This is a genomic window from Ohtaekwangia koreensis (genome assembly GCF_900167975.1).
GTDB classification, from domain to species: Bacteria; Bacteroidota; Bacteroidia; order Cytophagales; family Cyclobacteriaceae; genus Ohtaekwangia; species Ohtaekwangia koreensis.
This window is the reverse complement of record NZ_FUZU01000004.1, coordinates 130,179-142,808: the sequence shown is the minus strand read 5'-3', so window position 1 is coordinate 142,808 and position 12,630 is coordinate 130,179. Positions and strand designations below refer to the sequence as shown.

General features: G+C 42.8%; 6 protein-coding genes. 4 read left to right on the top strand and 2 right to left on the bottom strand.

Translation table 11 applies throughout. From position 1 onward, the window contains the following. Positions 1-325: 325 nt before the first annotated feature. A complete protein-coding gene (locus B5Y40_RS24015) occupies positions 326-1,114 on the top strand; it encodes an isocitrate lyase/PEP mutase family protein (RefSeq protein ID WP_079689418.1) in 789 nt (262 codons plus the stop codon). A gap of 30 nt (positions 1,115-1,144) precedes the next feature. Continuing rightward, positions 1,145-1,621, top strand: a complete 477-nt coding sequence (locus tag B5Y40_RS24010; protein ID WP_245840745.1) for a YybH family protein — start codon at positions 1,145-1,147, stop codon at positions 1,619-1,621. A 195-nt stretch (positions 1,622-1,816) separates the two neighbouring features. Here the strand turns inward: B5Y40_RS24010 and B5Y40_RS24005 are convergent, their stop codons facing one another. Beyond that, complete coding sequence (locus B5Y40_RS24005; RefSeq protein ID WP_079689417.1) at positions 1,817-4,729, bottom strand: cellulase family glycosylhydrolase; 2,913 nt, start codon at positions 4,727-4,729, stop codon at positions 1,817-1,819. 187 nt (positions 4,730-4,916) lie between these two features. Next, positions 4,917-9,086, bottom strand: a complete 4,170-nt coding sequence (locus B5Y40_RS24000; protein WP_159453802.1) for a hybrid sensor histidine kinase/response regulator transcription factor — start codon at positions 9,084-9,086, stop codon at positions 4,917-4,919. Between the two features lie 499 nt (positions 9,087-9,585). On the opposite strand from B5Y40_RS24000, the gene B5Y40_RS23995 reads away from it, so the two are divergent. After that, the gene (locus B5Y40_RS23995; protein ID WP_079689415.1) at positions 9,586-10,002 is read left to right on the top strand and encodes a hypothetical protein; all 417 of its coding nucleotides are present in this window, start codon (positions 9,586-9,588) and stop codon (positions 10,000-10,002) included. Positions 10,003-10,191: 189 nt separating this feature from the next. Then, positions 10,192-12,612: a glycoside hydrolase family 95 protein gene (locus B5Y40_RS23990; RefSeq protein ID WP_079689414.1), complete on the top strand. Its 2,421-nt coding sequence runs from the start codon at positions 10,192-10,194 to the stop codon at positions 12,610-12,612. The last annotated feature ends 18 nt before the right edge of the window (positions 12,613-12,630 follow it).

Below are 12,630 nucleotides of genomic sequence, written 5' to 3'. Positions count from 1 at the left end.
ATTGTAAATTTTTATTACGGTGACCACAAGAGATTATTCCGTTTATAAGATGTTATAAATCAAATTGGGAAAAATTCCAGAATAAGTTAAGACGATTCAGGTGAAGAAAATACTCCACAACAGTCAGGATATGGAAGAAGGTAGCAAGTTATTCTCTATCTACATAGGAGTACGTCTCAGGACGCATACAACGCCTTCCCAGGTTCAACAACCACTTTACTGAATTTTCTTCAGAAAAATAATCCTGTTCGCTTTTTTACAATTACCCGTTTTACTGAATTGGTTTCTTTGCTGAACATTAATTGTAACAGCAAACCCACAGTATATGAATTCCTTCGAAACATTTTCACAACTTCATCATCAGCCAAATCCTTTATTGATTGGAAACATCTGGGATGTAAACAGCGCCAAAACATTTGAGCGTATTGGTTTTAAAGCAATTGGTACCTCGAGCGCAGCCGTAGCAAATTCCTTCGGCTATGACGATGGAGAAAGATTGCCATTTGATATTTTATTGCGGCTTGCCAAACGTGTTGCAGACGAAGTGCATATTCCTTTCTCTGTGGATATGGAAGCCGGCTATAGCCGCACTACGGTTGGCATTATTGAGAATATAGAGAAACTTCACGATGTTGGTGTAGCCGGAATAAATCTGGAAGATACGCTCGCAGATAAGTCGCGTCAGTTGCAGCCGGTTAACGACTTTCAGAAAGCTATTGCCGCTATAACGGAGTATATCATTCAGAAGAATATGAAAATATTTCTGAACATCCGAACGGATGGTTTTTTACTTGGAATGCCCACGGCTCTCACCGAGACGGTGAAACGAATTAAACGTTACGAAGCCGCAGGTGCTAATGGAATTTTTGTCCCCTGCATTACTGCTGAAAGTGATATAAAAGAAGTACTGGACAATACAAGTCTTCCCCTTAACGTAATGTGCATGCCCGACTTGCCCGATTTTGACGTACTGAAGTCATTAGGAGTAAAAAGAATCAGCATGGGCAATTTCGTTCATGGGTATATAAACAAAAAGCTGGAGGATATAGGTACAGCTATATTTCAGGACCAAAGTTTTGCTTCTCTTTTTCAAAATAGCAAAGTATCTAACTAAATATAACATACAACATCACGATATTTCTATATGAACAGAAATAAAATATTTACATTGATTCGAATCATTATTGCTGCAGCGTTTCTCTATAACTGTAGTGCGACTTCAACGGAACAATCCAACCTGGAAGAAGCCAGGAAAGCTATCGAGGCGAGCAATGAAGTTTACTTTACATCTTTTGCGAAAGGCGACTCCTCTATATTTATAGACCGCTATGCAAAAGATTGCTGTATTCTGGCGCCCAATGCACCTGCCCTTTGTGGAGAGAGTGCACCGCTTCATTTTTTCAAAATTGCCCACGATGAGATTGGACTTCGAAATGGCAAGTTTATAATAACACAGATATATGGTGATAGTAAGGAGTTCGTGACGGAAGAAGGCGTGTGGCAGTCATTTGATAAGAACAATGTGATGTTTGATCAGGGTAAATATCTTGTGTTGTGGAAGAAGACACCAGAAGGATGGAAGATGTTTCGCGATTCATTTAGTAGTGATAAAGCACTTTGATAATTGTGATCATTTCTATATATAATTATCTGCTTATTAATAATTCGGCAAAAGTTATTAACACTAGCTGGCAGTTAGTGATATAAAATAATTTGCTGCGTGAGCTTTAGTGATTAAAAGAGTATTGCAATTTATTTTGCAATACTCTTTTCTTCTATTGTACAGTTTGTATTATGGTACGTTGTTTACACCATATCATTCTTTCTGGAAACTGGTGCTGTATACCTGTGTGCCGGATTCTATGCGGATGATGTGCAGCCCTGGTTTTAATTTTTGAATGTCGATGGATATACTTCGGTCTTGTGAATCGAGGGTCATCCATACATGGCCCATCCGGTCGTGGATGGTGATCTTTGAATTTACAGGAAGTCCGTTGAGCATCAAGGATGCATTTGCCGGGTTCGGGTATACTTGTATCGCAGGGTCAGTTACTTTATCGTATGGTGTTGTCGCTGCGATTCGTGCACCTGCAGTAGTTGAAAGCTTAATATAGTCTTGCGTAAGCTGATATCCGGAGCTGCTTGCGTTTTTACCAGACACGGTAAAGCGAATCTTCTGATCTCCGGTATAAAATGTAAGGCTCCCGATCTGTACTTCTTTGAATTCTGTTGTGGTACTGTATAGATCGATGGCAGATCCAATAGGCGCGCCATCTTTATAGAGTTGACAGGTTCCCTGATCAGGTCCGGCCCGGAAACCCAGGGAAAGTATATAGCTTACAGTACCGGTATGCGGTATAGTATATTCTATAAAATCTCCGACACCATCGGAAGTAAGCCGCACAAAATTTCCTGCGCTGGCGCCAGCATTGCTCGTAACGGAATTGGTGGCACCATTAGACCATCGGCTTGTGTTTTCCGCTTCGTAACTGGTAGCGGTGCCCGTACTGGCACTGGCTTCATTTGATATACCGGATTGATTTCCAGTATTATCAACTGCGGTCACAATATAATAGTAAGTTGTAGCGCCTGATATACCGGTATCAGAATATAGACTTGAATTTATCCCAGTGGCAATTTGAGTATACGGGCCGCCTGCGGCTGTGGAGCGCTTCACAATATAATGTGAAAAATCGGACTCCGTGTTGTCATTCCAATTAAGGTTGATCTGTGAAGAACCGCTGGCAACAGCCATTAGGCCGGCAGGTGCTGCCGGTGGTGTAGTATCAACAACGGGCGCAGCATGAACGATGTCTATAGGAACGTTGGAAGCACGATTCGTACCGGCAGTCCAGATCACCGATACTGTCCAATCGCCTTCCACGGATAAAGTAAGAGTATAGGTTACAGATTTACTTCCCTTCCCTGTATTTCCGTCATGCTTGTAATTTGACCCTATATATCCCGCATTAGAAGTACTTGTAGTCCAGCTTCCCGATATATTTATACCGGCTGTATTTTCGCTGTCAAGTATAATATCCGGCTGGCCACTTTTTGAAAACTTCACGGCATCACTAATGACATAACCATTGGTAGCATCCGTTCGAATTTTTACAGAACCTGAAGAACCCGCTGAAAAAGGAAATGTTCCAATGGCATTCCATACGTTCCCATTTTGTTGTTGATTGACTACAACCGTAGAGGTGGTAGCACCCGAAGCACTAAATTCAACGTGGTTCAGATTGAAGCCACCAACGCCAAACTCCAGGCGAAGTACTTTGTTCGTGCCACCGGTGATATTTATACCACTCAATGTCAGAGTCTCCCATGTTTCCCATCCACCCGTATTCGTTGGACTCACCGTGCCTAGCGTTACGCCATCCAGTTTGGCAGTTATACTTTTACCGGTCTGTGTACTGGTGCTGGCTGTTCGAAAGGATATAGTATATGTACCGCTGGCAACATTGGAAAGTGTATACTCAAGCCATTCACCATTCACAATATAGCCGATAGTATGTCCACCACCAACGTCCGTGGTAGTACCAATGTCTACGTCCGATGTACGATATGTATTTCCATTGTTGCCCAGATCAGTGTCATGATAGGCGACATCCTGGTTACCATTGTCAAAATCTTCTGCCTGAATTTTGCCGGGTATAGTCTGCGCTACAAAGGGCGTTTGGGTACCCGTGCCACCGCTGCCCCCTGGTTGATTATGATTTTGCATATCAAAGAACCAGTTCTGCATAAATTTCCCCTGGTTCTCACCAGCCATCAAATTCCAGTTCCAGTCGAAGTACTGCGGTTTCCAGAAGTTATCAAAGATCCAACCTTGCCAGCTGATCCACGGATGTGCATCTATATAGTTACGAAACGGTGTACCCCAACCTCCGGTGGTTCCATACGTAACACCATCCGAATAATTGGGATCCTGGTTCCATCCGAATTCTGTAAGCATCACGGGTATAGTATTAGCAGCATTGCCAAATTTAGCATTGAGATTGGTGGCAGTGGCAGCGCCCTGGTTTGGGTATATATGATATACATATACCAGGTTGCTTCCAAGTATAGGATCCGTCACAGCATTATTCACCCGTGTACTCCATTGTGGACTCCCCACTAATATCAGGTTGTTCGGAGCGACTGCACGAATTGCGTTGATCACCGGCTGTATATAGTTTTTCCACGATGTCCAATTGTCGGGATTTACCGGTTCATTAAATACTTCAAAGATCACGTTGGGCGTATTGGCGTACCGTGGTGCCACATAATTCCAGAAGTCCAACACGAATTGCTGCTTTACACCGCCTGAACCATTCACATCATAATTACTCACCAAATGCAGATCAACGATCACGTATTGATTGAGTGCGATCGCCTGCTGAACAAACGGATCTATATGTGTAGCAAAGCTTGTGGCCGGATCTTTTACCTTGGCTGTTGTTACCGGAAGTCGCAGTACGCGCGAATACCATCCGCGGCTTGCATCTGACTGCCACGCTATCATTTCACTCAGCGGCTTGTTGTTGCAGGTAGTACATTCATTCTGATGCTCGCTGGGAAGAACGGAGACACCGCGCAAGGTGACGGGATTACCTGCGGGGTCCTTGATCTGATTTCCATCTACATGCAGCCATGGCTTTTGTGCGTGTACAAGCGTGAGTGTTACTAAAAAGAAGATAAGGAAAAGACAATGTTTCAGAGGCGCGTATAATCGTCTGGTTTTCATAAAAATGAATTTTGGTTGAACAAAGAATTGTGCACGTATAGGCTTGCGACTACGATCAAAGACTTATCAATCGGGCCTATAGCATGTGATTAAATGTAGGAGCGGATGTTAAAAACGAGGGAGTAAAAACCTGCATAAAAGGAGGAAAATCCTTCCAAACTGGTTGCAGATGAAGATTCTGAAATTTTTAATGAAGGATTTTTTTCTCGGAGAGGCTATACGCAGAGGGCAGCACACCGAATTGTTTTTTGAAAGACTTACTGAAGTACTTCGCGTCAGCGAAACCAACCTTGCCTGCAATTTCATGTACAGGGTATTGTCCTTGCGATAGAAGCTGCAGCGCTCTTTTCATCCGGATATCTTTGATGAACTGATTGCCGGAAATCCCCAGCAGGCTTTGAAGTTTGCGATATAAATTCGTCTGGCTCATGCCCAGGTCTCTGCAGAATTTTTCAACGTTGTAATCGGGGTCGTCTATGTTTGTCTCCACGGCTTCCACTGCTTTTTTAAGGAACGTTTCATTCAGGGAAGGCGTGGACGCAGTTGGAGCTGAAGGCGTCATCATACAATCACGGTAGTATTTCTTTTTAAGATTTTCGCGCAACTCCAGGATATTGCAAAGTTTAGCCAACAGTATATTTGCGCTAAAGGGTTTAGCGATATAGTCATCTGCCAGCGCAATTTTAAACGCATTTAATTGAAAATCCTCATCTACTCTTGCGGTGAGCAGCACCACCGGTATATGGTTTGTACGAATGTCGTTTTTTAGTTGTGAACACATTTCCACACCGTCTTGTACCGGCATCATTACATCACTGAGAATTATATCAGGAATAAGATCACATGCTTTTTTAAATCCGTCCTCACCATTCTCCGCTTCTGTTATTTGAAACGTTGAATCAAAATTTAGTTTTAAAAACTGGCGGATGTCGTGATTATCATCCACCACGAGTAATACAGGTCGGGCATCATTTTCATTGGGAACAGGTTCCATCGTAATTTTACTCTCAAGGATACCGTAAGTTGTTTGCGAATCCTGTAACCTGTTTTCAAAATCATACTCCGTTATAGAGATCTCATCTTTATCGAATGCTTCCTTACCAACCGGGAGCCATACCGAAAATTTACATCCTTGTCTAATGGTACTCTCCAGGAGTATATCTCCGTAATGTACAATCGCTAGCTGACGCGCCAGCGCCAGCCCTATACCGGTTCCTTCTTTTGACTGCTGCTCTTTCTCCACCCGGAAGAAGGGATCAAAAACTTTATCGTGATATAGTGTAGAGATTCCGGCTCCGTTATCGGCAACCTGAATGCATACAAATGATTTGACATACTTTTTCTTTTTAAGAATATGCGCAGGAACTTCCGCTATATCTTCATGGAAGGAAAGTTTGATGGTGATTGCTCCGTGATCAGGTGTATACTTGAATGCATTTGAGATCAGGTTCAGTAATATTTTTTCCAACTTGTCAGGATCGAAATAACACTCGGTATTCTGTATAGGGGAGATAAGCTGATATTGAATGTTTCGTTTTTCAGCCGTGAATTGAAATGTTTCCTTGATGCCTTTCGTAAAAGTTACCAGGTTACTTTTCATCACCTTGAGTTTCATAAAGCCGGCATCGAGTTCATAGATGTGCATCAACTGGTTGATAAGCTTTAAAAGATTCTCGCCATTCCGGTGCATCAGTTGTATCAGTTGTTGCTCTTTCGCATTGAAAGTGGTGGACGAAGTGGTAAGGTGATTTAACGGGCCCAGTATAAGCGTAAGTGGTGTGCGGAACTCGTGCGAAATGTTTGCATAGAAACGAAGTTTGATCTCATCCATCTCAAGGCGATTCCGGACTTTCATCCGCTGCACCAGCACCTGCCGGAGAAAGAAAAGAAAAGCCAGCAGTATAATGATATAGGTAACTTTTGCCCACCATGTTTTCCAGAATGGTGGCGTAATGATGATGCGGAGTGTATTACCCTGGTCATTCCACACGCCATCGTTGTTGGATGCTTTAACCCGAAGTATATAACTGCCGGGATCAAGGTTGGTATAGGTTGCCTTGCGTTGTGTGCCCACATAGTTCCAGTCGTCATCAAATCCTTCCAGCTTATAAGCATATTGATTTTTTTCAGGCAATGAATAATTGAGTGCGACAAACTCAAGCGAGAACACGGATTGCTTGTAAGACAAAATTACTTCTTTAGCTTCCGATATAGGTTGAGAGAGGGGAGATCCTTCATCACGGAAGTTAACGGGTTTATTAAACACTTGAAGTTCCGTAAAGTATACGGGAGGTGTAAAGTCATTGTCCTGTATACTATCAGGGTGAAAGTAAGTTAAGCCGTTGACGCCTCCAAAGTATATATCACCGTTGTCATTTTTAAAAGACGATTGGCGGTTAAAGGAATTGCTTTGCGACCCATCGGTAATTTCATAATTTCTGAAAGTTTTTTTTTGAGGATTAAATTTTGAAATGCCTTTATTCGTGCTCAACCACAAGTTTCCTTTGCCGTCTTCCGTGATAGCCTGAATCACATTGTTAGGAAGCCCATCGCTGATGGTATAGTGTATAAAACTTTTTGTGGAAGGCGTATATAAATTCAATCCACCATTGGTGCCGATCCAGAGATTGCCATGCCGGTCTTCATAGATCGTATTGACAATATTGCTGCTAATGCTGTGGCGATTTTCGGTGTTCGATTGAAACCGGATGAAATTATTTTTTTCTCGGTTGTATAGATTAAGCCCGCCACCTTCTGTGCCAATCCAAAGTTGTCCGGCCCGGTCCTGGTATATACAGAATATAATACTGCTACTGATAGTATGTGGATTGGTTAGGTCAGGTATATATTTACTGAACTTGCCAGTGTCCTTATCGTATACCACCAAACCATCTCCCCAGGTTCCCATCCATATTTTCCCGCTAACGGTATCTTCACAAATCGAAGAGACATGTTTAATATCGGTATCAGATAATATGGTATGAAACCTGTTCGAGTGCCGATCAAAAATGGCAGCCTTGCCATAAAAGCATCCAATCCATAGATTTTTGTTATGGTCTTCATACATGCAAAGCGGATAATTACTGCGGATACTATTTTTATCACGCGGATCATGAAGCAAGTGTGCAAACCGCTTTTGGCGCTTGTTGTACATATTCAATCCACCGCCATCCGTTCCTAAGTATATATTTCCAGACGCGTCTTCATAAATGGAAAGTACATTTTCATTGTTCAGTCCATCGCGTGTTCCGTCATTGGTAAAATGCCGGAACTTGGGTGGAGCACTATCCAGAAAATTAACACCACCACTGAAGGTACCTGCCCACATATTCCCTTGGCGATCACGATACAGTGAGTATACGGAACCATTGTTTAGGCCTTCCGGATATTTTTCATCCTGTGTTATATACGAGAAGGTCCTGTTTTTTCGATCCAAGATATTAATGCCACCGTTTTGTGTTCCGATCCACAGATTTCCGTGTGCGTCCTCGGTGATGGATAATACATCGTTGTTGCTAAGTCCATTCGGGTTTCCAGGAGTATATCTATACTGTATAAATGTATTGCTTCGCCGATCATACCGGTTTAGCCCGCCCTCTGTGGTGCCGATCCATAGGTTTTGATCTGAATCGATAAAAAGCATTTTAAGAAAATCGGAGCTGAGTGTATGATATGCATGCGGGGTTGCCCTATACCGGCTAAATTTTCCAAGTGCAGGATTGAATGAATTTAGTCCGGCATTCCAGGTGGCGATCCAAAGATTGCCTTTCGAATCTTCCAGAATGTCCTCGATGTCATTTCCACTAATGGAATGTTTATCAGCCACAGCATGCCGATAGCACCTGAATGTATTCTTGGCGGGATCAAAACGATTTAATCCACCACCACCGGTTCCAATCCAAAGTATACCGTGGGAATCTTCTGCAATCGCTTTTACTTTATTGGAGCTTATACTCGCAGTATCATGCGGGTTATGCATGTAATTGGAGAAGTCATCACGTTCACGATTATAGAGACTCATGCCCCCGTCTTCAGTGCCCACCCACAGCCTATGTTTGCTATCTTCATACAACGCACGGATATAGTTGTGACTAATGCTCCCTGGATTCGAAGGGTCGTTCCGATATATAGTGATCTTATATCCGTCATACTTATTCAATCCATCCCTTGTTCCGAACCACATAAAGCCGTCTCTGTCCTGTATAATGCACGTGACATTACTTTGCGACAGACCATCGTTTCGGGTAATGTGTCGGAATCTATAGTCATGTACTTGCGACCACGAACAAAATGAAGACAAAACGATATATAGTATACCGATCGATTTGTAAATGGCGGGAGAAAAAGAAATGTTCATTACTTCACGATACATTTATACCACTTCGGCATGAAACCTGATAAATGAAGAAAGTTTTCCGTTGTGAATGGTTTACTTGCGTGATCGTGGTTACTGAATATATCGGCCTTCCATAAATCACCTGCGAGCAGCCGGAATGTCTTCAACGCATACATTTTTCAACAGGGAAGTAAATGAATTTATTTCATAAATCCATATTTCAATCGATTGAATTGCGGTAAAAACGGGGTATTTAAAGAAGCTATTAGCCGCTTATCCCAAATTTTAATGCAGGAATTAATCGTGTGTCTTCTTGCCAAAATAATTGAACAGCGGCATAATGTTTTACAGCGTTGTAGGCGTAAAGAAACCTGCAGACAGATTCAACAATATTTTGGTATACATGTTATAACATGGCGGTTTTATATTCTTCTCTATAGATGTTGTGCGTTATTGGAGTACCGTTAAGATGTTCCTTTATTAATGTTTAGCAAGCCTGAACCGAAAATGTGAGGATGTTATGAAAAAAGAATTTTACAGAGATAAGCGGAAGGGAGTTTATCTGACGTTGACATTAGAACAGTCGAACGGTCTGATTAGTGTAGATTGGAGTGGCTTCCTTTCGTTAGCGGAGATCATGAATGGTTCTGAGGAGACATTGTTGTTAATCCAGGAATTCAAGTGCACAAAATTATTGGTTGATAATCGAAAAGTTTCTGGCCCGTGGCAACATGCCAATCGTTGGTATGAAGAGGACTGGAACCCGCGCGCGGCACAAGCCGGGTTGAGTGCGTTAGCGTTTATTATGCCATCGGATCTTTTTACTCAGCTCTCGCTGGAAGGTTATGTGAAAGTAGTGAATGGTCTTTTTGCGACAGCTATTTTTAAAACAGAAGAAGATGCCAGGAGTTGGCTTAGCGAACAAACATCCGCTTAAGGTACCGATCCTTGTCAATCGATATCATTATATTCTTTATAAATCGTTGATAAAAAATTTACGTCATCAATTTTATACCGATACTTATTACTTAGTTTTAGGTCGCTTTGTAAACTAGCTATATCCGATCTTTGATATAGCAACGAGAACAGGGCAAAGCGAATATAATTTTTTATCCCGTACGCTTTTATGAACAAATTTTTTCGGATCCTTCTTTCAATCTCCTTGTTGTTTTCTTTTTCATCACATGCGCAGCAACAAATGCTTCGCTTGTGGTATGAGCAGCCAGCATCGCGCTGGGAAGAATGTGTAGCGCTTGGTAATGGCAGGCTGGGAGCAATGCCTGATGGTGGGGTGTTGAAGGAGAATATAACGTTGAATGATATTACACTCTGGTCGGGAGGCAAACAGGATGCAGATTCTCCGGAAGCTGCTAAATATCTCCCCGCCATACGTCAGTTGTTATTTGAAGGTAAGAATGATGAAGCACAGGACTTGATGTACAAGTCGTTTGTTTGTAAAGGTGCTGGTTCGGGACAAGGGAATGGTGCGAAGGTGCCGTATGGATCGTATGAAGTACTCGGTAATTTACACCTCGATTATAATTATGGCGTTGATGCCGTATCCGCGAAGCCATCAAAGTATATGCGTGAATTTTCGCTGGAGGAAGCTATTGCCAGGACTTCCTATACTTTAGACGGTACGGTATATACCCGTGAATACTTTACAAGTTTTGATACCGATGTTCTGATCATCCGGCTTACTGCCGATAAACTTAAAAAGATAAATATAGCGCTGTCGATTGATCGTCCCGAGCAATTTAAAACAGCGTTGGTGGGGGATGAACTTCAAATGAGCGGACAGCTTGAGAATGGCACCAATGGAAAGGGAATGCAGTATATCACGCGCATCAAAATAAAATCAGAAGGAGGAAAACTTACTGCAGGTAAGGGTACGCTGCAAGTGAAGGATGCGAACGCGGTAACTATATATCTCGCGGCTTCTACCGATTACCGGAATTCGGATTTTATGAATCAATCCACGAAAAATCTGGCTTCGGCTATGCGTCGGAAATATAGTGCAGCGAAACTTGCTCATGTACAGAAGTATCAGCAGCTTTTTAATCGCGCGAAGCTTTCTCTGGGAAGTGACGACAAAAAATCACTGCCAACCGATAAGCGTCTGGTGGCATTTACTGCCGATTCGAATGACCCTGGGTTGGCTGCACTATATTATCAGTTTGGAAGGTATCTTTTGATTTGTAGTACACGTCCGGGGCTGCTTCCTCCGAATCTTCAGGGCTTGTGGGCCAACACGATTAACACTCCCTGGAACGGAGACTATCATCTCAATATTAATATACAGATGAATCACTGGCCGCTGAACGTAACCAACCTGCCCATGCTCAATGAGCCTTTCTATTCGCTGGTAGCAAATATAGTGGAACCCGGTACGAAAACAGCGAAGGTATATTACAATGCAGAAGGTTGGGTAGCACACGTGATCACAAATGTATGGGGCTATACTTCTCCGGGAGAACATCCGTCCTGGGGATCATTCAACACTGGCTCCGCCTGGCTTTGTCAGATGTTGTGGACGCACTATATATATACTCAGGATAAAACGTACTTGTCGAAGATCTATACCATCCTGAAAGGTTCCGCCGAATTTTACCTGGCTACTTTGGTAAAAGATCCGGATACCGGTTGGCTTGTAACAGCACCTTCCAACTCACCGGAGAATACTTTCATTCTTCCCTCAGGAAAAATGGCAAATGTATGCGTAGCACCAACCATGGATAACCAGCTCATCCGCGCATTGTTTGGTTATGTGATACAAGCATCAGGCGAGCTGAATACTGATGAAGCTTTGCGGAAAAAATTACAAGAAGCTGTTCAAAAACTTCCTCCGAATCAAATTGGTAAAGACGGGCGTTTAATGGAGTGGCTGCAAGAGTATACCGAACCTGATCCAGAACACAGGCATGTGTCACACTTGTGGGCACTATATCCCGGCAATGAGATTACACCTGAGAAAACTCCAGACTTGGCAAAGGCTGCACGCGCAAGCCTTGAAAAGAGAGGCGACCAGGGCACCGGATGGTCGCTCGCATGGAAGATAAATTTATGGGCAAGATTGCATGATGGTGAACGTGCCTATAAAACCTTACAGCGTTTTTTCCGACCTACAAGTGTACAAGGGTTCGATATGCAGAGTGGGGGCGGTACCTATGCTAATTTATTCTGTGCGCATCCACCATTTCAGATTGACGGTAACTTTGGTACAACGGCCGGTATATCCGAAATGCTTCTGCAAAGTCATAATGGCTATGTTGAATTTTTACCGGCAACACCTTCATTGTGGAAAGATGGTAGCTTCTCTGGATGGTGTGTGCCCGGAGCGGAAGTATCTGCTGTGTGGCATAACATGATTGTGAGCCAGGTAAATATATATGCTGTTGCGGATACAAAGCTTACTATTAAGATGCCCGCACAGGTTTCAAAAGCTGAAGTGCTTCAGAAGGGTAAGTATGTCCCGGTTCAGACGTCCGGAGATTTTTTCAACATTACTCTCAAAAAAGGCGAAACAACAACAATACGTTTTCAATAGAATATATATTTATAACCG